Here is a 22,420-nt window from a genome sequence, read left to right on the forward strand (position 1 = left end):
AGAATATAAATGAAAGTTGGTGCTTCAGTTAAAAAGATTTGCCGCAACTGCAAAATTGTTCGTCGCAATGGTGTAGTACGTGTTATCTGCGATAATCCAAAGCATAAGCAGCGTCAGGGCTAATGCTTAAATATGCAATTTATGTTGCATATTTAGATTAAAATCTGTATAATCATACAGCTTAAAAAGCACTAAGAGTAATCTTGGTGCTTTTCTGACATGCCAAAGTGCACTATAGCGGTTGTCGCGTATCCTAACGGGCTTTGCGACAGCCTTTGTTTTAAACCGACCTATGTTATAGGAGATCAATAGTGGCCCGTATAGCTGGCATTAATGTGCCTGATCAGAAGATCGCCGTGATTGCATTACAGTCAATCTATGGCATCGGCCCAACCCGCGCTAGCGAGATTTTAGCTAACGCTGGTGTTGATGAGTATGCTAAGTTAAAAGACTTAGATGAGACAGTCATCGACAAGATTCGTGCCGAAGTTGGCAAGTTCACCGTTGAAGGTGACTTACGCCGTGAAATTTCTATGAACATCAAGCGCCTAATGGACTTAGGTACTTATCGTGGTTTACGTCACCGCAGAGGTTTACCAGTACGTGGTCAGCGTACTAAGACTAATGCACGTACTCGTAAGGGTCCACGTAAGAGCATTAAGAAGTAGGAGAGCTTTAGATGGCAGAAATTAATAACAAGGCTCGCTCAAGCAAGCGCTCAAAGAAGCAGGTTGCTGACGGTGTAGCTCATATCCATGCATCTTTCAATAACACTATCGTAACCATTTCAGATCGTCAGGGTAACGTTCTTTCATGGGCAACTGCAGGTGGTTCAGGCTTCCGTGGTTCACGTAAGTCAACTCCATATGCTGCACAGGTTGCTGCTGAGCGTGCAGGCGAGTCTGCAAAAGAGTTCGGTGTTAAGAACCTTGAAGTTATGGTAAAGGGACCAGGTCCTGGTCGTGAGTCTTCAATCCGTGCTTTAAATGCACAGGGTTACAAGATCACTAACATTACTGATGTTACCCCAATCCCTCATAACGGTTGTCGCCCACCTAAAAAGCGTCGCGTATAACCTGTCGAGTTCAATTTCTGGAGAAAGATAAATGGCAAAATATACAGGTCCAGCCCTGAAATTAAGCCGCCGTGAGGGTGTAGACTTATTCTTAAAGTCAGGCGTTCGCGCAATTGACACCAAGTGCAAGTTAGATACTGCACCAGGTCAGCATGGCGCAAACAAAGCACGTCTATCAGATTACGGCATGCAGTTACGTGAGAAGCAGAAGGTTCGTCGTATTTACGGCGTTCTAGAGCGTCAGTTCCGTAACTACTACAAGAAAGCTTCAAGAATGAATGGTAACACTGGTGAGAACCTGTTACAGCTTCTAGAGGCTCGTTTAGACAACGTTGTATACCGTATGGGTTTTGGTTCAACTCGTATGGAAGCACGTCAGTTAGTAAGCCACAAGGCTATTACTGTAAACGATCAGATCGTAAACATTCCTTCTTACCAGGTTCAGCCTTCTGATGTTGTTGCTGTTCGCGAAAAGGCTAAGAAGCAGCTACGTATCAAGGCAGCTATCGATTTAAGCGGTCAGCGTGCTACAAAACCTACTTGGATCGATGTTGACCACGATCATATGAAGGGTACTTATAAGAGCAATCCTGAGCGTGCAGAGCTACCTTCTGATATCAAGGAAGCACTGATCGTCGAATTGTATTCTAAGTAATTTAGGCAACATTGCCAGCACCGCTTTAACAATGTGGGGTATCTCTAGTGTCTGTTGTTGAACTACTAAAGCCAAAGCCAGTTGATTATAATGAAATCAGTCCAAATCACGCACGTTTAGTGCTTGAGCCATTGGAGCGTGGTTTCGGTTATACACTTGGTGTTGCTTTAAGTGGAATTTTACTAAAGACCCTGTCTGGAACCGCAATTGATGCTTTCCAGATGGCGGGCGTAAAGAACGTAAACAGCTTAAAGGATGATCTTGTTGAAAGTATCTTTGAAGTGGTTATGAATTTAAAATCACTTGCAATTACTTCAAAAGAGCCTCTAACTGAGCCTGTTTGGTTAACAATTGAAAGACGTGGCGAAGGAGAAGTTCACGCTTCTGACATCGTATGTCCTGATAATTTATCATTTGTTGACCCTGAAGCCCGTATTTGCACTTTAAAAGGTGCCAAGGCTTCGTTGTCGATGAAACTTCGCATTACCTCAGGTTGTGGCTATGTTACAACTACTTCTGAGGACCATGTTCCTGCTGAGTCAGATGACGTTATTCTGATCGATGCTAACTACTGCCCAGTACGTCGTTACGTATATGAGGTTGAGTCAGCTCGTGTTGAGCAGCGTACAGACTTAGACAGATTAGTCATTGATATGGAAACCGATGGAACTATTGCTCCTGAGGTTGCCTTAATGAAAGCTTCTGGCTTGATCTGTGACAGCATGGTAAATCTGGTTGATAAGGAAGAAATCAGCGAGCGAGTTGTTACTCCAGCTGCTCCTCCAATGCCAGACCCTGTTTTAATGCAGCTAGTTGATGATTTAGAGCTTACAGTTCGTTCAGCAAACTGCTTAAAGGCGGAGCAAATCATTTACATCGGCGATTTGGTACAAAGAACTGAAGTTGAACTTCTAAAGACTCCAAATCTAGGTAAGAAGTCATTAAATGAAATTAAGGACGTTCTTGCTCAGAGAAATCTGTCTTTAGGTATGCGTGTGGCTAACTGGCCTCCAGCAGGACTTCGTGTGCCAAACAAATAACTGTTTTAGAAGGAATTAAAAATGCGTCATCGTTTAAGTGGCCGTCATTTAGGTCGTACTTCAGCACATCGTGCTGCATTGTACCGTAACCTAGCTAAGGCATTAATCACTTACGAAGTAATCAAGACCACTGTTCCTAAGGCTAAGGAACTACGTCGCTTCGTTGAGCCATTAATCACTCTAGCTAAGGTTGATACTGTTGCTAACCGTCGTTTAGCTTTTGCTCGTCTACGTGACGATGCAGTTGTAGCTAAGCTATTCACTGTTATCGGTAAGCTATCTGCTAACCGTAACGGCGGCTACACCCGTATCTTAAAGGCTGGTTTACGTGCATGTGATAGAGCACCAGTTGCTTACATCATGCTAACTGACCGCCCAGAAGTTGCTGAAGAGTCAAAAGATTCATCTGCAGCTGAATAAAATCCTTATGGGCGCTGTATAATTGCGCCCATTTAGATTTATAGCTTACTAACTGTACTTAAAAACGAGGGTGAGACCTTGGATCAGATCATTGATTCTATTAAGCCAAACATAAAAGATGTTACTGAGCTTTCTCATAATATAAGCCGTGTAATTCTTGAGCCATTTGAGCCACACTATGCTCAAATTGTAGGCACAGCACTCCGTCGTATTATGCTGTCCTCTATTCCTGGATATGCCATCACCGCAGTTGAAATTGATGGTGTAGTGCATGAATACAGTGCAGTAGAAGGCATACAAGAAGATGTTCTTCTTATTCTTTTAAATTTAAAAGAAGTTGCTGTAGCTGCTGAAGGAATGCTAAGAGATGAACCAGTTCTTCATATTAGAAAGAAAGGCATTGGCCCTGTTACTGCAGGTGATATTCAGTGTCCTGCTGGCATCGAAATTAGAAATCCTGAGCAGATCATCTGTCATCTGACAGAAGAGAACAAAGAACTTAATATGCACCTACACGTAACCCGTGGTCGTGGATATGTTCCTTCAGTAAATCATCCACATGTTGATGGCACTGAAGAAAGATTTATTGGTCGTCTACTAATTGACGCTTCTTACTGTCCAGTACTTAACGTAGCAGTTCACACTGCTCCACTAGCAGACAAGAAAGAGCAGTTAATTCTAGACATCGAAACCAACGGTACTATCGATCCAAAGAATGCTGTTGGAATCGCAGCAACCATTTTTGCTGATCAGCTAAATTCATTCGTTGATATCAGAAATTCTGTAGCACCTGCTGAAGATGCTTCATTCCGTCCTCTAATCGATCCTAAGTTGATCTGTCCTGTTGAGGATCTAGAGTTAACTGTTCGTTCAGCTAACTGCTTAAAGACTGAAGGCATCAAGTACATTGGTGATCTAGTACAGAAGACTGAAGTTGAGCTTCTTAAGACTCCAAATCTTGGTAAAAAATCACTTACTGAGATCAAGGATGTTCTTGCAGAGAGAGGATTATCTCTTGGTATGCGCCTAGAGAACTGGCCTCCAGCAGAGCTTGATTCAATAATGTAATTTTCAAATGGCCGCATTCTTATGCGGCTGTTTCATTTCTGTAGTCTCTCTTTTCTCATTTTTATCAATTTCATTCATTTCTTAATCATTCTGTGCAATAGCCACTATTCTATAAATTTCGATTCATGTTATTCTTTTCATAGCGTATGATTTTATGTATATGCATAACTAAGGAAAGATGAATGTATAAGAATATAGAATTAAACCATGCATACAGGGCATTTACCGGTGGTCCTATGATTTGTATCTTCACCAAATCAAAGGATGGTGTACCAGATGGTATGAGTGCAGCCTGGAACTGTCCTTTTGATACAGATGAACTTATTCTGGTTCTAGATAAGGGTCATACAACTACAGAAAACATCAGAAACGGCAGCAAGATTGTTGTAGCTATACCAAGTTCAAATCAGATCCCTGAAATCCTTAAGCTTGGTTCTGTACATGGTAGAGACTGTTCAGTTAACAAGTTTGTTGATCAGAAGGTTGAGACCGAGGAATCTGAACTCTTTAAGATGCCTGTAATCAAAGGTGCTTTGGCTTATTTTGAGTGTGAGCTTAATGATAAGGCTCTGTTTGAGGATAAAGGAATCTGTCTGGCTAAAGTAAAGAACTGTTATGTTCAGGAAAATATGTGGGATGATGCGTCTAACAGTTTTAAGAAAGGCTGTCTGAACACTCTTCACCATGTTTCTGAAGCAGTTTTCTGTACCGGTGGAGAACTAAAGACTAATGATTAATATTGAAGCTCTAACCGAAGACGAGTTCAACGAATACGTTGATTATGCACTGGATTTATTCCATATTCTGGCTTCAGATGCTCTTCCTTTAAATGATGAAGATGCATATGACAGACTGTATAAGCTGGATAATGACAGCGATTATTCTATGGAGATCTCTTTAAGAAACGCTTCTGAGGATGACGAATACGATCCTGAAATCGGTGATACTGATAAGGTTTTATGTGCTACTGTACAGTTCGTTGCTGAAGACGGTTCTTTAAAGAATGATATCAAGGCTGTTGAAATCTTTTTCAACGAAACCAGAGATGATGAAGCAACATTATCAGCCAACTGGTTCCCTGAAGATTAAAGACTGCGTGGATTTTAATAGTCTTCCTTATTTGTTTCTTCAAACGAATTGATAAGCTGTTTAAAAAACAGATCCACGATGGGGGTAAATACCTGGTATTTTCTCCAAATCACGTATAAAGGTGTAGTTAGTTTTGGATATAAGGGAATCCAGCACAGATTGTTTTCGTCTGATGTATTTGCGAGTCCCTTATATGATAGTAATACTGCAACTTTTTCTTTTACAAATACTGAGCCGTTGTAAGCCAGATTGACTGTATCGCTAACATTCAATAAATCAGCATACTGTCCGCACCACTTGCGAATCTCCTCAGATAAGCCCTGTGTCGACATCATAAGGTTATAGTTTTTTAATTCGTTAATTGTTATTCGTTTAGCATCTGAGAGGGGATGTCCCTTTGCAACAACTGCTCCCCACTGATCTTCAGCAGGATAACGTATATGATTGTATTTTTCGATATTTGGCTGACCAGATATTATTGCTATATCTAAAAGTCCATGATCTAGCATTTGTGTAACCTGTTCAGTCATTCCACTTATAATGTGGCAGCGCAGATTTGGATAATCCTTTCTGAATGCTAACAGCTCTCTGGCAAATATATCCATATGACAGGTTTCAGCTGCCCCCACATGAATATCTCCTCCAGTAATTTTTTCTAAATCCTCGAAGTCCTGTTTTGTCTTTTCAAACAAAGAAACTATATCTTCAGCTCGTTTTCTCAGAATATAGCCTTCCTCAGTAAGCACCATACCTTCCTTCTGTCGTATAAACAGATTACAACCAAATTCCTCTTCAAGCTCTTTCATCTGTTTAGAAAGTGCTGACTGAGATATATAAAGCATTTGAGAGGCTTTTGTCATATTACCTATACGAGCGATCTGTAAAAAATTTTTTAATAGCTTTATATCCATTTTTTTTCTTAACCTGTTAATCTTTATAAATTATTCCAAATAAGAATAATCCGTAATGAAATATTACCATTTGTCATTATATTTTTTCAATGTATATTTAATTGCACAGGGAGGACATATGAAAGCAGTAACAACGTATAAGCAGCAACTTATAAAGAGTTTATCTGATGCTGGTTGCTCTGATGAAATGTGTGAATCCTGTGCTGAATGTTATGAGAACGAAGAACTTGGCAAAATGCTTTTACAGTTAAAAGGTGAAAGAAAATGCCTAAGAGAAAAATTAACAAAGGTTCAATTTGAATTGGATACGCTTGATTATCTAATCAGAAAAATCGAGCAGAAAAAATAAATTAAATTACCACGGAGACCTATATGAAACTTAATAAATTTGTAACTTCAATGATTGCAGGAGCAATGCTTATGAGTTCTGTTAATGTAATGGCAAATGAGGTTCCTGTATCTGTTGTGGCAAAGGCTTCTCAGATGAAGAATGCTTCTGTTGAGGCTTTAAAAGATGATACTCGTGTTTTCAATGTTGATAAGAGCATTGAAGTTCTGAAAGTAGTTTTCCAAAATCGTTACGGTTTTGAGGTTGCAGGTCACTTATATCTGCCTAAAGATTTTGATAACACTAAAAAATACAGTTCATTGGTAATTACTGGACCATTTGGTGCGGTTAAGGAACAGTCATCTGGTCTATACGCTCAGGAAATGGCTAAGCGAGGTTATGTTACTGTTGCTTTTGATCCTTCAATGACAGGTGAATCATCTGGTGTTCGCCGTAATATGGGATCACCTGAGATCTTTACTGAGGATTACAGTGCTGCAGTTGATTTTATCAGCAATCTGACCTTTGTTGATCCACAGAAGATTGGTGCAATTGGTATCTGTGGTCTTTCTGGAATGGCAATTACTGCAGCATCAAACGATGTCCGTATTAAAGCTGTTGTCACCTCAGCTATGTACGACATGTCTGAGAGTATTTCTGACCATTATAACGGTGCATACTATACAGATGAGCAAAGAAACATTGTTAAGCAGCATTTAGCCAAAATGAGAGATGCCGAGGCCAAGAGCGGTGAATCAATTCGCGGTGCTCATGAGTTAGGTGTTGATGCTAACGGTAATATCCAGACTTTTGACAAGATGTTCCCTGATACTCTGCCAGCAGATGCCGACCCTGTCTCAAAGGATTTCTATGGCTATTACATTGGTAGAGCTTATCATCCAAGAGCTATTAACTCAAATACCTCTGCCTGGGATTCAACCACAGCATACGGCTTCTTTAACTTCAGCCTAATGGATAATATCAAGGAACTGTCTCCTCGTCCTCTAATGCTGATTACTGGTGATAAGGCCCATTCAAAGTATTTCTCAGATAATGTCTACAAGGCAGCTTCATCTCCTAAGGAGCTGATTGTAGTAAAGGGGGCAACTCACGCAGATCTCTATGATCAGATGGATAAGATTCCTTTTAATCAGATTGAGAATTTCTTCAATAAGAATCTTAAATAATAAATAAATGTCCTTATGTTTATTGTCCGGATGGAAGCATCCGGATATTATTTATTTTAACGGTTTCTTGATAAATCACCTGAGAAAGACATGGATTTAACAACTTTTTTAAACAAAATGAATAACCAGGAAATGGTAGAAGTAACTTCTGACGCCTTTCCTTTTTGTCTTGAAATGACACAGCGAGCTTTAAGAATTACCTCAAAAATAAATAACTCGTACCGTACTCCTGAAGAAATCGAAGAGCTTTTCTCAGAGCTAACCGGGGAGGATGTAAGAGGTAAGCTGGTTCTTTTTCCTCCTTTCCATACAGACTTTGGTCAGAACACTCATCTAAAGGGGCATGTTACTATTAACAGTGGTGTATGCTTTCAGGATCAGGGGGGTATAACCATAGGCGATGGTACATTAATTGGTCACAATGTGGTGCTGGCAACTTTAAATCACGATTTAAATCCAGATAAAAGAGGATGTCTGCTTCCTAAGCCTATAACGATTGGGAAAAATGTATGGATAGGATCTAATGCAACCGTTCTTCAGGGAGTTAATGTCGGTGATGGTGCTGTGATAGCAGCAGGTGCTGTTGTTACTAGAGATGTTCCTGCTAATACAATTGTTGGCGGAGTTCCTGCAAAAGTAATAAAAACAATTCCTCAGAACTAGTTTTGTATTTCCTTTTTATGGAGAGTGCTTTCAGAAAATAGGAAACAGAGAGAATGCAGATTTATGAAGGGATTTTCGTGCAGTCAGAAACGATAAAGTCCACTAATTTTGTGGACTTTGAGACGAAAAGATATTTTATTAAGGATTGATTGTTATTGGTGTACCTTCATCCACCATTGACATGAAGATATCCATATCAGGATTCAAAAGAGCAATGCATCCATTGGTCCAGTTGGTTCTCTGAATGGAGTCATGATATTCTCTCTTTGAATTAGGCTGACCGTGAACCATAATCATGCCACCAGGTCTTCTGTCGTATTTACGGGCATTCTCGATATCCTGAGCATTTGGATAGGAGATATGGAAAGCTTTATAGAAGCTTGAACGTCTTTTTACATAATCAAGAATATAGGTTCCTTCAGGAGTTCTTCTGTCACCTTCGAACATCTTCTTGCCTTCAGGTCTGTCTGATAGGGCAATCCAGAATTTTCTGACTTCACGTCCATCCTTCATCAGGATCATCTGGTGAGCCCGCTTATTTACTATAACTCTGTCAACAATCTTATTGGTGAATGAGGAGGAATGAGTTACTGCCTCTGTATTTACAGAGCTTGAAGCTAAATTTGCTGTTCTGCCTGCGGTATTAGTTGAAGTGCCAACTGCTGACTGGTAGTCAGGATAGATAGAATTGATAAAATCCGCAGATTTACCCTGTTTGCCGTAGTCAAACTGTGCATCATAAGGAATAGATGCAGTAACCGCTCTTGCCAGAAGAGTGTCAGGAATATCGTGAACAGTTTTAGCTGATGAGGAAAAAATACAGCTAACTAATGCTAAAGCTGATAAAAATCGTACATATCTCATAACGCATACCAAAAACGAAGTACACTTAAAAAAATTTAAAATATTTGCTGTATTAATTTAAAATAGAATAGTTATATATCTAAATTATAAACGCAACGTGGTTTGTTGTGTGGAAAATTTTAAATGTCAGAAGAAAAAAATCGAAATTTAAGCCTTGAAGGCATCGAACTGATGCCTTTACAGCAGTTCGCTGAAAATGCTTATCTGAATTACTCCATGAGTGTAATCAGAGATCGTGCTCTGCCTTCTGTTGCTGACGGTATGAAACCTGTGCAGCGAAGAATTGTGTATGCCATGGCCAAGCTTGGCATTAATGCAAAGGCAAAGCATGTAAAGTCAGCAAGAACTGTCGGTGAAGTTCTGGGTAAATATCATCCACATGGAGACAGTGCCTGCTATGAAGCTATGGTACTGATGGCTCAGCCTTTCTCCTACAGATATCCTCTGGTTGATGGTCAGGGTAACTGGGGTGATGTTGAAGATCCTAAATCATTCGCTGCAATGCGTTATACCGAGTCAAGACTTGCTCCCTATTCAGAGGTTCTCCTTCAGGATCTGAATACAGGATGTGTTGACTGGATCCCTAATTTTGATGGTACTGTAGATGAACCAAAGTATCTGCCTGCAAGACTGCCAAATATTCTTTTAAACGGCACAACAGGTATTGCCGTAGGTATGGCTACAGATATTCCTCCTCATAACCTCAATGAGATTGCCAATGCGGTAGTTCAGCTGATTGATAAGCCAGATGCATCTGTATCTGATCTGATGAAGTTTGTTCCTGCTCCTGACTATCCATGCGCTGCAGAGATTACCAACTCTGAGGAAGAATTAAGAAAGATCTACGAAACAGGTAAAGGTACAATCAGACAGCGAGCTGTTTATACAGTAGAGAAGAATGAGATTATCATTACCTCTCTGCCATATCAGATTTCTGTTGGTACTGTTGAGAAACAGATTGCCGATCTGATGAGCAAAAAGAAGCTGCCCCTGGTTTCAGATATTACCAATGCCTCAGATAGAAACAATCCTATCCGTATTGTGATTACTCCTCGCTCAAATCGTGTGAATATCGACGAGCTGATGGAACACCTGTATGCTGTGACCTCACTTGAGAACACCTACAGAGTAAATATCAATATTCTTGGTCTGGATGGCAAGCCTGCTGTTAAGGATTTAAAGACAATCCTGAATGAGTGGCTGGTATTCAGAACAGAAACAGTTAAGAAGAGACTTTCTCATCGCCTTGAAGCTGTAAACAAGAGATTACACCTCTTAGAAGGCTTTATGCTGGTAATGCTCAATATCGACGAGGTTATTGAGATTATCCGCCATGAAGATGATCCTAAGAGCAAGCTGATTGAACGATTCGGTCTGTCTGAGGCTCAGGTTGAATATATCCTTGAGACCAAGCTGCGTCAGCTGGCAAGACTTGAAGAGATTAAGATCAAAGCTGAGATGGATAAGCTTAATGACGAGAAGAAACATCTTGAGACTCTGTTAGGCTCAGATGCTCGCTTTAAGACCTTCCTGAAGAAGGAAATCCTTGCTGATGCAAAACTATACGGTGATGAGAGACGCTGTCCTGTAGTTCAGAGAGAGGCTGCTGTAGCCATTAAGGAAGAGGAGCTTATTCCAAGTACTCCTGTTACTGTTGTTCTCTCAAAGATGGGCTGGGTTCGTGCAGCATCAGGTCATGACGTTGATGCTTCATCACTCAATTACCGTTCTGGAGATAAGTTCCTGTCAAAGGCTTCTGGTAAGACTAATGATCAGGCCAGCTTCATCTCTACACTGGGCCGTGCCTATAGTGTTGATATTAAAGACCTCCCTTCTGCAAGAGGTCAGGGTGAGCCACTGTCAGCCAAGGTTAACTTCCAGCCTGGTGAAAAAGCCTGTCATGTGATTGTGCCTAAGAAGGATATGTATCTGGTTGTTGCAACTGACAAGGGTAGAGGCTTCATAACTCTGTCTACAGATATGCAGACAAGAGCAAAGGCAGGTAAGGCACTAATCAATCTTGATGAGGATGCTGTAATTCTGCCTCCAGTTGAAGTTATCGACAGGAAGACAGACCTGCTTGCTGTTGCAAGTAAGGCTGGACGTCTTCTTATTTACAAGCTTGATGAACTTCCAGAGCTTTCATCTGGAAAGGGTAATAAGCTGATGGGACTTAATACCGCTAAGGTAACCATTGGCGCAGATGGTCTTGCTACCATGGCGATTATCCCTGAAGGAGCATCCTTAACTGTTCATTCAGGAAAGAAGATTATCAAGCTTAACAATAAGGAAATTCTTGAAAGACTTGGAAGCAGAACCAAGGTAGGTGATATGCTTCCTCGCGGATATCAGAAGATTACTTCCTTGGAAGTTGAACTTCCTAAGTCTGATGCAGATGAGAATGCTGAGGAAGAGATTCCAGAGTTTACTTTAGAGTAAGTTTAAGATTGGATTTTACGAAGGTCTCCTGTCAGAATAAAAACTGACTGGAGTTTTTTTTATTCAGTTGTTTTTTTATTAATCTGATAAAAAAAGCCCCCTTTTGTTGAAAGGGAGCTTAGGATACAGTTGTAGCTATTCTTTTAGAATGTGTACTTAACTCCAGCTGCGAAGACATGGTCCTTTACGTTTTCTGAACCAGTGAAGGAGTATCCTACATCTAGTCCTAAAGCACCATACTTAGCTTCTAAACCAAGACTTCCACGAATACTTACAGTGTCAAGAACTTCAGCGTTGGTTGAAACCTCACCATATTTGTTATCAAAGCCAGTAAGAGTTGTCTTAGCATCAAGATCTTTATCACCAGCGTTGATTGTTGCTGTTAAATCAAACATTGGCTTTAAGTTCCATTCGCCACAGACAAACTGTTTTGAAACCTCTACACCGATAGGGAACTGGAAGTAGTTCTGGCTGATGCTGTCACCAGTCAACATTACATCACCCTGTCTCTTAACCTTGTACTTATCGATGTTAGAGTGGTTGTAACGAATACCAACATGAGGAGCAACGTCAGCATAGGTTAGAGCAAAGTTGTACTTGGCGTTAACACCTGTTGTAAATGTATATGACTTGGTGTTCTTTGCTGTCAGAGTACCATATGAGGTGTGAAGGTCAGTATCGGTATTCATTGCTGTATAACCAATATCTGCCATAACCTTCAGGTTCTCATAGTTATATGAACCATAGGTACCAAGCCCCCAGAATGAAGCATCATCCTCAGAAGGGTCTAAGCTTCCTCTGCTGTCAGTCTTAGCATGACCTACGATACCATCAAAGCCCAGACGGAAGCCGTCAGCAACTTCAAAATCAGTACCCATACTTAAGCCATAAATCTTAGCCTTCAGACCATAGGTTGAACCTTCAATCTTGAAGGAGTCTGATTTAGACTGCTTGTAGAATGGCATTGCCCAGACAGTAGCATTGGTTCCCTTAACAGCTGCGTGGTTTGCGCCAGTAGTTGTGAAGCCATTGTGCTGTTCAACATTGTCGTGAGCAATCTGAGCAACAAGTTCATTTAACAGAGGTACACCACCGAAGATGAATCCTGTTACAGAGTTAGCCTCGTCACGGAATCTGCTGATTTCTGCTGAAGAACCTGTTCCAATGTTCTCCATCATTTGAGTCATGATGCCAAGACCATTATTCTTGGTTGAATCTGTACCAGTACCATTAGCCTGATTTACGATAGCTTTTGATAAGCTTGGGCTAATACCATCGCTTAATGCTGCTACACCTGTAGTTGATATTCCAAGGTCAATAACGTATTGTCCATTGTCCTTAGTAACATCATTAATCTGATAAAGAAGATTTCCTGATGATAGATAATCTTTCCAATCGTCGGTATATGTGTTAACGCCACCTGAAGCGCCAGTTACTACAACATTCTTTCCTGAGGCCTGTTTTCCTTTAAGAACAATCTTTGAGCCGTCTTCAACAGTGAAAGTACCATTTCCATTTGAGAAGGTAATAGCAGCACCGTTGGTGAATGCTCCTCCGTATAGTTCAAGAGTGGAACCTGATTTTAAGGTTACACTATTATCACTGACTGTAATTGAATCGTCGTTATCTTCTGTACCGCTTAAATAAATTGCATTGGTACTGTCTAGAGTAATTCCCGATGCTAATGATAATAATGCCTTACCTTCTGCAACAGAACCAGTTGAGTCAAAATTACTGCTGTTTCCAACATAGGTGGCAGAACCAGTTAAGATTGCTAACTTACCATTGTTGTTAAATAGAAGTGAAGATGTGGTCAAAGTTGATGGATCAAGCTTTAATAGACTTGATAGGTTAACTTCAGACGCTTGAATTGTTGAGTCATAAACTTTAGCTTCATCGTTGAATGTTAGTGTATTTGTTGTAACATTAGCTGATTTTACTTCGGCATCTTTTGCGAAAGTTAACTCCTTTGTTGAAATCGTAGCAGTATTTAGTTGAGCTGTATTCTCAAAAGCTAGCTTTTCTGCTGAAATTTTTGCTTTATTAAGTGTAGCTGTTTCTTTGAAAGTTACATCCTTTAGGGTGATATTGGCGTCAGTTAACTCAGCTTCTTTTTCAAATACGTAATCAGAGGTTTTATCTGAAGTTTCAAGTTTGTTAATGGTAGTTGTTCCTTTATATGTTACAGTTCCATTACCATATGTTGAAATAGAGTTTGCTCCATCTAACTCTGCATCACCGTAGAGAATAGCACTTCCGTTTTGTCCAATAACAATCTTTCCATTATTATCAACGATTGTTTTTCCTTTTACTATAAGTTCTCCCTGAGCCTCAGAATTTTTTTTACTTCCAACACTAACAAGAGAATTTGAACCAGATACATTGAGATCCTCTTCTATAGTAAGCTTTGCATGATAAGAATTTCCCGAAGTATCTTTTGTTCCCATAACTACAATTTCACCACCATTGGTTACATTTACATCACCATCAATGGTTAATTCCGGAGCTGGAGATTCGTCTGATGAAACATCTGCGAAATCAACAACGGTAAGCATTCCCCCATCTATATCAACTTTACCGGTAATTTTTGATGAACCATGTCCAACATTCAATCCACCGGTTGTTTCACTTTCTTCTTCCAGGAATTTACTAATAGATTTTCCCCAAACACCGTACTGTTTTTCTAAATTAGAAAAAGCATTTGAATCTGTAGGTCCTTTTGAAGTAATTGTAATATTACCTGTGATATCAGAACCACTTCCTAGATCTACACTGGCATAATCCTCAATTAAAAGACCTCCATTTAGATTGGTCTTTCCTTTTATTTCACCTGTTGATATGCCACTGTAGGTGACAAGGCCTGTAGCTGTAACAGTAGAGTCAGGAGCATTCTCATCTGTTCTGGTTCCGAGGTATAAAAAGCCTTGTTTTACATTAGTTTCTCCGTTTATGGTTAGCGATTGATTTTCACCAAATCCAGTCTCAAGGAAAACTAGTCCTCCATTAACTGTAACACTATTTAAGGTTATATCTGCAGTGTTAGCCAAATCAAGAGTTGTTACATTTTGAAAATTAGCCTGATTTAAAAGATTAACAGCATTCTGGTAAGATCCGCCTTCACTTTCTATATCCGCTTTTAATTCGTTAGTGCTGTTGGTATGTTCATATGCCTCCAAAAGCATCCATGCCATTTCATGTCCAAGATTACCTACTGCATTAACATCAGAATTGTTTGTTAAAGGGGTTTCATAAATAGTTGGAGTTGTGTCGTATAAACTTCTGTTTCCAAATGGTAAGTTTATAGATGTTGAAGCCTGAGCACAGCCTACTGAAGATAAAACTAATAGTAACTTAAGTAAATTACCTCCAGCATATTTAACTCCGGTGCCTTTTGACATAGCTTGTTTATATACAGCTTTATAAGCTTCAATAAGCATATGCATAGCATTTCTTGTTTGTTTAATCATAACAATTCTCCATCATACCTAAATAAAAAAGAGATTAAATCTCAACCAAATATGTTTATTTCTGTTGTTTGATTGGCTTTGGCAGGGGAATATCTCCATGTTTCATTTTTATTGTTTTATAGTCGGATGAACTGTCGCATCCGTAAACAAAGAGTGAACTCCCCAAAAATAAAACTGCAATAAGATATATAAATACACAGATAGTTAGTTTTCTTTTTTTCATAATGTTTTCATATACCTCAAAATGTTATTTATTACGCATAAGCAATACCGATGATTTTGCATTCAATTTCCTTTAGGAAATTGATCTCTGAAACAGCATCCTTGATGTTTGTACTATCCAGTTTTTCAATAATTACAACAGCATCGCTACCTGTTATTTCTTTAATTTCAAAAGGCTTTTTGACAATTACTTCGGTATTTGTGTTATAGAACGTGTTCTCAATGACTTTAACGGGCTCATAGATTTCATCTAAATCAAGTGTGCTTACGATGGAAATCTTTGTTTTATCCTTGCATAAGTACTCAATTGACTGACTAAGACGTTTTTCTTCGTTATGGTTTTTCTCGTTGAAAGCCCCATCATGAATACAGGCAAGAATCTTTATTGAGAATAGCTTCTGCAGGTAGGTTTCGTCCTTTAGTTTTCCATCGAATAGATATTTACAGCCGAACAGAGATAGTCCCGCAAAAATTCCTGCAGCAAGACCAATTAAGGCGAATTTTATATAAGTGATGATTTTGTATGTATCAAGATCAATTAATTTTTCTTCGATAGGTGCAGGTTCCTGAAGGTTACTGATTTGATTCTTGCAGTTCTCAATCTTATTGATAATAGAGTTTAGATTATCTTCCTCTTCGATTTTCAGCTTCTCAACACATGAGCTATTGATGGAGCCATAGTAAGTCTGAGAGTAGGAAATCTGGTATTCACTCTTGAAAGCTTCATTTAGCCTCTGGTAGAAATCTTTTATATGTTCTTTCAGGAAAGCTATTACTTCTGGACTATTTCCCTTAGCCTCAATTACAAAAGTGTTGTTTGTAATTTTTTTTAACTCTGTCAGTTCTGTAATCTGTTTCTTTGAATTTTTAACAGGAATGTTCAGGTGGTTAGAGACTTTCTCAATTAAATCTTTACTTGAGATAAGTTCCTTTGCAAAGTCCAGAACAGGTGAATTGAACGAACCTTCATCACTTAGTGATTTTGTATTATCTGAATTGTTTTTATAGTTAGAGAATGAATTGTTGTTTGGATATTTGTTAGACACAATGAACAAAAAGTCACATTCAAGATACGCTGCTGGATCCTGCATGTTATAAAGAATAGAATTCTTCATGTATTCTTTCTGAATATCTTCTTCATTCTCCAGGTCTGATATTTCTGAAGAAATCTTCTGCTTCTGATATTCAATATTCTTTAAAGCTGTATTGTATTCTGATTCCTGTGCAAGAAAATTCTGCTTGTATAAACGGTAGTTAACCTTTGTTTTTTCTGTTTTCTTCTGACCATTCGGTAACTTTACTTCCCTCTGAATTGTGAAAAGATTGTTAATTTCTTCAAGAGGTATGTCCGAATATTCAAATTTGTAAAACTTATAAGAAAACAATAAAACAGAAAAGAGAATTCCTAAAAGTAAATGCGCTTTATATTTTGAAAGAAGATATTTGAAAAGTCGTACTAAATCTATCTCAATATCTTCTGCATTTTCGTTCATTTTTTTCCTTATTTTTTATTAGTAAAGTTGTGAAAAAACACAAATCCGAAAATTTCATTCTACCCCCCCCATGGCGTTTCAATGATGTGCGTCACAAATCTAAAAATAAAATAAAAAAAGATGAATTCGTTATACAGAAGAGGTGGTTTTTGAATAGATTGAGTGATTTTTGGGATAAAAAACGAATGTTATTTAACGGGAATGATTACTTGGTCTTGTTTGCTGATAAAGAATGAAAAGAAACGATTAAGTGAATAGTTAGTCCAGTCAGACTATAACTGACTGGAGATTTTTTTTTTAAAGAATTGCCCAGTAAAGACCAAAGATTGAATAGGCCAGTCTGTTTAATGCAAAGATTGCGATCATCACAATCATAAGAGAGATATCAATCATTCCGATAGGAGGAATAATCTTCTGCACAGGAGCAACAATAGGGTAGGTCAGCTGTCCGAACATGAAGCTGTATCCTCTGGTTGCAGGCAGCCATGAGCACAGAGCCTGAGCTAGGAGCAGGAATAGAATCAGATATCCAAAGCTCTTTACTGTCATCAGTACAGAAAACATGATGATGGCTGTGATATTCAGTGATTCTGCAAATTTAGCAACAAATCCAAACCAGAACATCAGTGCCAGGACAAAGGCAACGATGAAACCTGCGTAGTAAAAGCCTTTTATGTTCTTGTTTCTGAAAGGCAGCAGTTTCATAACAGGCTCAGTCAGTTTTACTACAGTCTGGGTTGCAGGGTGATAGTAATCAATACCAGAGCTCTGCATTAGTGAACGCAGCTCAAACAGAATAATTACTGCCTCTGCAAGCATTATGTAAAAATTTATCTGCATTGTCTTTTCCGTTAATTAAAACATTTTTTCAAATTCATATGTTCTATCAAGACTTGCCTGAACAGTATTTTTCATTATCTGTTCAAAGTTACCCTCTGTCATCTTGCAAAGACCAGCATAGGTGGTACCACCTTTTGAGGTAACAGCTTCACGAAGTGATGCCAGAGTACAATCCTGATTTTTAAGAGACATATTAGCTGATCCGAGAACAGTTTGCTCGACAATTTTTCTTGCATTGTCTGCAGAAAGTCCATGAGCTACCGCTTCAGCGATTAAGGCCTCCATGAATCTGTATACGAATGCAGGACCACAGCCGGCTACTGCTCCGATAACATTCAGGTTATCCTCATCTCCAACGATGCAGGTTCCCATTCCGGATAACATCTTCTCGCTGAGCTTCTTTTCATTGTCACTAACTTCAGTGTCATAAACTACAGCAATTACACCTAAACCAAGCTTTGCCGGGGTATTAGGCATGATACGGATGATTTTCTTTGTATTCAGCTTCTTTTCAATTGAGCTTAGTTTGAAACCTGCTGCCATTGATACGAATAACTTGTGGTTCAGAGCTACTCCTGAGGCTGCAATTTCATCCAGCACTGAGGTCAGAATCTGAGGCTTTACACCTAAAAAAACGATATCAGCATTCTTTAATGCTTCGATGTTGTCTGATGTAATAACAGATCCTTTCTGCTTGAACTTTTCAAGCTTCTCAATATGAGGACCTGAAACTGTTATATTCTGTGGATTGAAGCCTGATGCAATAATGCTTTCATAAATGCAGGTGGACATATTGCCACCGCCGATGAAAGCAATTTTCTGATTGTCTGCTGTCATACTCTTATATTCTCTTGCGCCGAAGATTGCAGTTCCGATACGAACCTCAGTGGTCTGATTCTTAACTGCAATATCCAGATCGTGGGTCATGCCGATTGAAAGTATATTAAAGTCATTAAGTTTTTTTGAATATTCATCAAATAAAGACTTTAATGTTGAAAATTCCTTATCGATTACATCAAAATCAGGAGTGTCCATACCAACTCCCATAAAACCGCGAAGCTTAAGTTTTGGACATTTCTGAACGGTTTCTATAAGAGTGTCAATTTCACTGATATCACAGCCTGATTTCTGGTCTTCATCTGAGATGTTAACCTGAATCAGAACCTCAAGAGGAGGCAGATTATCTGGTCTCTGGTCGTTAAGACGGGTAGCTACAATAGCTCTGTCCAGACTCTCAACTATGTCAAAATGTTCTGCAATAAGGCGGGTTTTGTTTTTCTGAATTGGACCTATGAAATGCCATATGATGTCTGTATAGCCCTGGTCTTTCAGATGGGTAATCTTTTCGCTGGCCTCAACTGCATAAGACTCGCCAAAGTGTCTTTCTCCGCAGTTATAGGCTTTAATGATTTTTTCCTCAGGTTTGGTCTTTGATACACAAAGAAGGCAGACATCCTTTTCGTTTCTGCCGTATTTATTGCAAGAAGAGATAATATCCTGGTGAACTTTTGATAAATTCTCTCTAATCTCGTCCATATATAAGCCTTTTTTAAATCAAAAATATAGAGTATTATATGCCTCCACAAGAATTATTCATACAAATATGGTGGAACCAGATGTTTGTAATTAACAAAGACGTTTGTTCAGAATGCGGCGAATGCCAGGATATATGCCCTTGCGGAGCTATTGAACAGCAGGATGACGGCTCTTTTCAGATTGAGGCCTCTGTGTGCGCTGATTGTGCAGCCTGCCAGTCAGTTTGTCCTTTTGAGGCTATTGAAGAAGTCGAAAACGACGAATAGACAACAAATAAGCCATACTACTAAAATTAGTATGGCTTTTTGCATAGACGTTGAGCTCTTAGAACAGATATTTCATCTCTGCATTAGCCCATGCACCTCTGAATCCATCTCCTAACAGACCTTTGATACCAAAATCAAAAATAAGCCCCTTATTTGATGCCGGTGTAATGGTAACGCCAAGTTCTCCGAATCCTCTAATACCGTCGGTTTTGGATGGCTTTGCCCAGAATCCGTCAACCTTAAGTTCAGACTTACCGTCAAACTCGTACTCAGCCCCCAGACCTGTGTATAGAGCTGTGGTTGGGGTATAGTTATGACTGTATCTGCCAGCAAGTCTTAAACGGTGGCTGTCTACAGATGAAAGCTCGTATTTACCACCAGCATTAAAGGTGTTTCCATCCTGATGCAGGAAGAAATACTTTCCGTATAAATCCAGGGAATTAAGATCATCAAGTTTGATAACCTTACCTCCACCAAGTTCAGCACCTATATAATAGGAGCTTAAATCAACGTCATAAGTCTGATTTGTATTGAAATTGTACACAGCTCTATTCTGAGATGTTTCAATGCGTCCGTATCTTAAAGCTCCGTTTACATGCCATAGATTCTCAAATGCCATATTTGATAAAACAGCAATACCGTAATATTTAATATCACCGTTTTTCTTGATGTAAGGATCAGCCTTGCCAGCATTAAAGTGATTCTTGAATTTTCCAAAGCCAGCTTCAAAAGCAGCGCCAACTGACAGCTGGCCGTAGTCGTTCTGAATGTTGTTACCAACACCAACAGAAAAGTTCAGGGTATTCACATTAACGTGTGAACCGGTGTTAACTCGAGCCATTCCGCCGCCAACAGCGGAGAATGCCTGTGTACCATTGATTCCTGAATTTGCTAGATTAAAGCCTGCTGCAGACAATGTATCTCCGCCCTGGGTTAAGGCAACTGTACCTGCTGACATAGTCATGGCTGCCGTATGGGTCTGAGGCTGAGTCTCTGTCCCATTTACTGTATAGGTAACAGTGTTATTTTGTAATTTTAAGGAAGCAGTTCCTTCTAGAGTAGATCCAATAGTAAAAGTTGATGATTCTGAAGACAAGCCGATGCTACTTCCTGCTGCTACATTGGAAACGGTCAGCATATCGTAGCTGACTCCTGGAGATAGCGACTCAGCAGCAGAGAAACTTACATTTTCGGCATTGATTTTTGTCTCAGTTGAATCGGTTGAGTTATTCCTTAATGAATTGATGGTAATGGTTTTTCCCCAGGTTAATGCATCCATGCGTATTGTAGAAAAATTGTTTACACTATTTATTGTATAGTTTGCGGGGGCCCATGGGCTGTTGTTATAGCCGAAGATCAGGGTATTTCCTGTCATTACAGTAGTACCGGAGTCAGCGTCACCTGTTCTAATTGCACCATAAATATCAGCTTCGCTTACATCAGCATCTCCGTATAAATATACCTCATTGTCGGACATGGTTGCTTTCTGGCTTGGCAATTTTGTGGTAGTCCAGCCCGCTATTATTTCGGAGGTAAATGTACCTGATCCTATAATAATTTTATTATCAGAGGCTGTAGCATGAATTTTTGAAAGTGCATATCCGCCAACTACATAACAGTTTCCTGTATAATCACTTCCTTTCTCAATAATCACTGTGTTGGAGTTGGCATACGCATAAATAGCATCGCCGGCTGTATTATCTATCTTTGCTCCATAAACGTGTACCTTATCTACTTTGCTTCCAGCCTTAAAGATCACAGTATTGTTGCTTGTTTGTAAGGTTAGGTTAGATGCATGATTTTTGTTATAGGCTCCAAAAAGATTATTATTACCACTACCTAAAATTTGACCGTATACAGTTATACTGTTGTAACTGTTGAATGGTAATCCTGTTCTGTTAGGGTAGATAAAAGCACTTGATTCAAAGTTTATTGTTCCGTAAATTACAGCTATTACATTATTGGTAGTAGGGATCACATTTATTTGATTGTCAGTGTCTTGTGTAAGATTTACTGTTTCTGATTTTTCTACTATCCACGGAGATGAAAATGCTGTTCCCTGTGCTATGGCTTCAACCTGATTGGAGAAGGATAATCCTGCAAGAACGATACTTAAAGCAACGGCAAGAGGCTTAATTCGAGGAGAATTCTTTTTATAAGGACAGTTAGTTGAGGAAGTCTGCAATAGTCGGCCTTCAAAAGTAAAATCTTCACTTCTATTCAAGGTGTTCCTTTTCATCGTAACCCCTCCTTGTCTCAAAAGATACTGAAAAATCAAATGGTCTAATTGAAAACTTAACTACTTTAAATATTGTTGAATTTTCTGAATTTGTCAGTTTGGAGTTATTATTTTTTAGTTTATCTCTGCGTAAGATCACAGTATTGCGGTAGTACAGAAAGTTTTAGTGCATCCATCAAAAGACATAATGCTGAGGCTAAGAATCTGACTTTTCGTTCTGGATGCTGAATATTCAGGAAAGGGGAGTGATAAATGAAAAAATCCTCAGCTTTATAGTATGAACCCCGTTATTGATCACAATGATTGATAACGGGGTTTTGTTATGAAATTAACTTATGAACAAAGATTACTTGTTGCTGAAGATTACTTTAGGATTGGAGCTTCTTGTACTGCGAATAAATGGGGGTTGAATCGTGATTACGTAAGAGAATTATCAAGATTACTTGAAAATAATTCATTACAAGACCATAGTAAATATAATATATACACATCGGATTTCAAGATTACAGTTGTTAAAGCTTATGTAAATGGAGAAGGATCTTTCAGAGATATAGCTACTAGATACGGTATTCCTGATAAAAAAAGTGTAAGAACTTGGTATCATATTTATCAGACCAA

The 22,420-nt window shown here is 39.1% G+C and carries 22 protein-coding genes; 15 read left to right on the forward strand and 7 right to left on the reverse strand.

Annotation, left to right across the window (positions count from 1 at the left end; translation table 11 throughout):
• The first annotated feature begins 9 nt into the window (after nucleotides 1-9).
• From rpmJ to B5D46_RS00630, 9 genes are all read left to right on the forward strand, one after another.
• Nucleotides 10-123 carry a 50S ribosomal protein L36 gene (gene rpmJ / locus B5D46_RS00590; RefSeq protein ID WP_031490558.1) on the forward strand — a complete coding sequence of 38 codons (114 nt, stop codon included), beginning with the start codon at nucleotides 10-12 and terminating at the stop codon, nucleotides 121-123.
• A 188-nt stretch (nucleotides 124-311) separates the two neighbouring features.
• Nucleotides 312-668 carry a 30S ribosomal protein S13 gene (gene rpsM, locus B5D46_RS00595; protein ID WP_031490557.1) on the forward strand — a complete coding sequence of 119 codons (357 nt, stop codon included), beginning with the start codon at nucleotides 312-314 and terminating at the stop codon, nucleotides 666-668.
• Between the two features lie 11 nt (nucleotides 669-679).
• A complete protein-coding gene (gene rpsK / locus B5D46_RS00600; protein ID WP_031490555.1) occupies nucleotides 680-1,075 on the forward strand; it encodes a 30S ribosomal protein S11 in 396 nt (131 codons plus the stop codon).
• A gap of 31 nt (nucleotides 1,076-1,106) precedes the next feature.
• Nucleotides 1,107-1,730: a 30S ribosomal protein S4 gene (gene rpsD / locus B5D46_RS00605; protein WP_031490553.1), complete on the forward strand. Its 624-nt coding sequence runs from the start codon at nucleotides 1,107-1,109 to the stop codon at nucleotides 1,728-1,730.
• A gap of 47 nt (nucleotides 1,731-1,777) precedes the next feature.
• Nucleotides 1,778-2,770: a DNA-directed RNA polymerase subunit alpha gene (locus tag B5D46_RS00610; protein ID WP_031490552.1), complete on the forward strand. Its 993-nt coding sequence runs from the start codon at nucleotides 1,778-1,780 to the stop codon at nucleotides 2,768-2,770.
• A 21-nt stretch (nucleotides 2,771-2,791) separates the two neighbouring features.
• Complete coding sequence (gene rplQ, locus B5D46_RS00615) at nucleotides 2,792-3,190, forward strand: 50S ribosomal protein L17 (protein WP_031490551.1); 399 nt, start codon at nucleotides 2,792-2,794, stop codon at nucleotides 3,188-3,190.
• A gap of 78 nt (nucleotides 3,191-3,268) precedes the next feature.
• A complete protein-coding gene (locus B5D46_RS00620) occupies nucleotides 3,269-4,258 on the forward strand; it encodes a DNA-directed RNA polymerase subunit alpha (RefSeq protein WP_037971903.1) in 990 nt (329 codons plus the stop codon).
• A 182-nt stretch (nucleotides 4,259-4,440) separates the two neighbouring features.
• The gene (locus B5D46_RS00625) at nucleotides 4,441-4,995 is read left to right on the forward strand and encodes a flavin reductase family protein (RefSeq protein WP_078927767.1); all 555 of its coding nucleotides are present in this window, start codon (nucleotides 4,441-4,443) and stop codon (nucleotides 4,993-4,995) included.
• Nucleotides 4,988-5,347 carry a hypothetical protein gene (locus tag B5D46_RS00630; RefSeq protein WP_031490547.1) on the forward strand — a complete coding sequence of 120 codons (360 nt, stop codon included), beginning with the start codon at nucleotides 4,988-4,990 and terminating at the stop codon, nucleotides 5,345-5,347. The genes B5D46_RS00625 and B5D46_RS00630 overlap by 8 nt, the downstream gene beginning before the upstream one ends.
• 14 nt (nucleotides 5,348-5,361) lie before the next feature.
• Here B5D46_RS00630 and B5D46_RS00635 read toward each other — a convergent pair whose 3' ends face one another.
• Nucleotides 5,362-6,258, reverse strand: a complete 897-nt coding sequence (locus B5D46_RS00635) for a LysR family transcriptional regulator (protein WP_078927768.1) — start codon at nucleotides 6,256-6,258, stop codon at nucleotides 5,362-5,364.
• A 118-nt stretch (nucleotides 6,259-6,376) separates the two neighbouring features.
• On the opposite strand from B5D46_RS00635, the gene B5D46_RS00640 reads away from it, so the two are divergent.
• The 3 genes from B5D46_RS00640 (at nucleotide 6,377) to B5D46_RS12430 (ending at nucleotide 8,436) form a co-directional block, all read left to right on the forward strand.
• Nucleotides 6,377-6,607 (forward strand): hypothetical protein, encoded by a 231-nt coding sequence (locus B5D46_RS00640; RefSeq protein ID WP_074943265.1) that lies wholly within the window; start codon nucleotides 6,377-6,379, stop codon nucleotides 6,605-6,607.
• A gap of 23 nt (nucleotides 6,608-6,630) precedes the next feature.
• A complete protein-coding gene (locus tag B5D46_RS00645) occupies nucleotides 6,631-7,773 on the forward strand; it encodes an alpha/beta hydrolase (RefSeq protein WP_234973800.1) in 1,143 nt (380 codons plus the stop codon).
• Between the two features lie 90 nt (nucleotides 7,774-7,863).
• The gene (locus B5D46_RS12430) at nucleotides 7,864-8,436 is read left to right on the forward strand and encodes a sugar O-acetyltransferase (RefSeq protein WP_078927769.1); all 573 of its coding nucleotides are present in this window, start codon (nucleotides 7,864-7,866) and stop codon (nucleotides 8,434-8,436) included.
• Nucleotides 8,437-8,574: 138 nt separating this feature from the next.
• Here the strand turns inward: B5D46_RS12430 and B5D46_RS00655 are convergent, their stop codons facing one another.
• Entirely contained in the window at nucleotides 8,575-9,300 is a 726-nt protein-coding gene (locus B5D46_RS00655; protein WP_078927770.1) for a L,D-transpeptidase family protein, read from the reverse strand.
• A 123-nt stretch (nucleotides 9,301-9,423) separates the two neighbouring features.
• Here B5D46_RS00655 and parC point away from each other — a divergent pair, with 123 nt between their 5' ends.
• Nucleotides 9,424-11,739, forward strand: a complete 2,316-nt coding sequence (gene parC, locus B5D46_RS00660) for a DNA topoisomerase IV subunit A (protein ID WP_078927771.1) — start codon at nucleotides 9,424-9,426, stop codon at nucleotides 11,737-11,739.
• A gap of 143 nt (nucleotides 11,740-11,882) precedes the next feature.
• Here parC and B5D46_RS00665 read toward each other — a convergent pair whose 3' ends face one another.
• From B5D46_RS00665 to B5D46_RS00685, 4 genes are all read right to left on the reverse strand, one after another.
• Nucleotides 11,883-15,206 carry an autotransporter family protein gene (locus tag B5D46_RS00665; protein WP_078927772.1) on the reverse strand — a complete coding sequence of 1,108 codons (3,324 nt, stop codon included), beginning with the start codon at nucleotides 15,204-15,206 and terminating at the stop codon, nucleotides 11,883-11,885.
• A 254-nt stretch (nucleotides 15,207-15,460) separates the two neighbouring features.
• Nucleotides 15,461-16,921 carry a hypothetical protein gene (locus tag B5D46_RS00670; RefSeq protein ID WP_078927773.1) on the reverse strand — a complete coding sequence of 487 codons (1,461 nt, stop codon included), beginning with the start codon at nucleotides 16,919-16,921 and terminating at the stop codon, nucleotides 15,461-15,463.
• Between the two features lie 297 nt (nucleotides 16,922-17,218).
• On the reverse strand, nucleotides 17,219-17,761 hold the full coding sequence (locus B5D46_RS00680; protein WP_078927775.1) for a YggT family protein: 543 nt from the start codon (nucleotides 17,759-17,761) through the stop codon (nucleotides 17,219-17,221).
• Nucleotides 17,762-17,776: 15 nt separating this feature from the next.
• Entirely contained in the window at nucleotides 17,777-19,297 is a 1,521-nt protein-coding gene (locus tag B5D46_RS00685; RefSeq protein WP_078927776.1) for a YggS family pyridoxal phosphate-dependent enzyme, read from the reverse strand.
• 80 nt (nucleotides 19,298-19,377) lie between these two features.
• On the opposite strand from B5D46_RS00685, the gene B5D46_RS00690 reads away from it, so the two are divergent.
• Nucleotides 19,378-19,563 (forward strand): ATP-binding protein, encoded by a 186-nt coding sequence (locus tag B5D46_RS00690; protein WP_031490533.1) that lies wholly within the window; start codon nucleotides 19,378-19,380, stop codon nucleotides 19,561-19,563.
• A gap of 58 nt (nucleotides 19,564-19,621) precedes the next feature.
• On the opposite strand, the gene B5D46_RS00695 is transcribed toward B5D46_RS00690, so the two are convergent.
• The gene (locus B5D46_RS00695) at nucleotides 19,622-21,787 is read right to left on the reverse strand and encodes an autotransporter outer membrane beta-barrel domain-containing protein (RefSeq protein WP_159442979.1); all 2,166 of its coding nucleotides are present in this window, start codon (nucleotides 21,785-21,787) and stop codon (nucleotides 19,622-19,624) included.
• A gap of 337 nt (nucleotides 21,788-22,124) precedes the next feature.
• Here B5D46_RS00695 and B5D46_RS00700 point away from each other — a divergent pair.
• The coding region (locus B5D46_RS00700) for a helix-turn-helix domain-containing protein (protein WP_078927778.1) at nucleotides 22,125-22,420 on the forward strand (296 nt) is incomplete at its 3' end.

It is taken from the genome of Succinivibrio dextrinosolvens DSM 3072, assembly GCF_900167015.1.
In the GTDB taxonomy this organism is placed as follows: domain Bacteria; phylum Pseudomonadota; class Gammaproteobacteria; order Enterobacterales; family Succinivibrionaceae; genus Succinivibrio; species Succinivibrio dextrinosolvens.

Coding starts and splice junctions, on each gene's coding strand:
- B5D46_RS00645 (WP_234973800.1), top strand. CDS start 6,631: ATGAAACTTAATAAATTTGTAACTTCAATGATTGCAGGAGCAATGCTT.
- rpsK (WP_031490555.1), top strand. CDS start 680: ATGGCAGAAATTAATAACAAGGCTCGCTCAAGCAAGCGCTCAAAGAAG.
- B5D46_RS00680 (WP_078927775.1), bottom strand. CDS start 17,761: ATGCAGATAAATTTTTACATAATGCTTGCAGAGGCAGTAATTATTCTG.
- B5D46_RS12430 (WP_078927769.1), top strand. CDS start 7,864: ATGGATTTAACAACTTTTTTAAACAAAATGAATAACCAGGAAATGGTA.
- rpmJ (WP_031490558.1), top strand. CDS start 10: ATGAAAGTTGGTGCTTCAGTTAAAAAGATTTGCCGCAACTGCAAAATT.
- B5D46_RS00665 (WP_078927772.1), bottom strand. CDS start 15,206: ATGATTAAACAAACAAGAAATGCTATGCATATGCTTATTGAAGCTTAT.
- B5D46_RS00635 (WP_078927768.1), bottom strand. CDS start 6,258: ATGGATATAAAGCTATTAAAAAATTTTTTACAGATCGCTCGTATAGGT.
- B5D46_RS00625 (WP_078927767.1), top strand. CDS start 4,441: ATGTATAAGAATATAGAATTAAACCATGCATACAGGGCATTTACCGGT.
- B5D46_RS00670 (WP_078927773.1), bottom strand. CDS start 16,921: ATGAACGAAAATGCAGAAGATATTGAGATAGATTTAGTACGACTTTTC.
- B5D46_RS00640 (WP_074943265.1), top strand. CDS start 6,377: ATGAAAGCAGTAACAACGTATAAGCAGCAACTTATAAAGAGTTTATCT.
- B5D46_RS00685 (WP_078927776.1), bottom strand. CDS start 19,297: ATGGACGAGATTAGAGAGAATTTATCAAAAGTTCACCAGGATATTATC.
- rplQ (WP_031490551.1), top strand. CDS start 2,792: ATGCGTCATCGTTTAAGTGGCCGTCATTTAGGTCGTACTTCAGCACAT.
- rpsD (WP_031490553.1), top strand. CDS start 1,107: ATGGCAAAATATACAGGTCCAGCCCTGAAATTAAGCCGCCGTGAGGGT.
- B5D46_RS00630 (WP_031490547.1), top strand. CDS start 4,988: ATGATTAATATTGAAGCTCTAACCGAAGACGAGTTCAACGAATACGTT.
- B5D46_RS00655 (WP_078927770.1), bottom strand. CDS start 9,300: ATGAGATATGTACGATTTTTATCAGCTTTAGCATTAGTTAGCTGTATT.
- B5D46_RS00690 (WP_031490533.1), top strand. CDS start 19,378: ATGTTTGTAATTAACAAAGACGTTTGTTCAGAATGCGGCGAATGCCAG.
- parC (WP_078927771.1), top strand. CDS start 9,424: ATGTCAGAAGAAAAAAATCGAAATTTAAGCCTTGAAGGCATCGAACTG.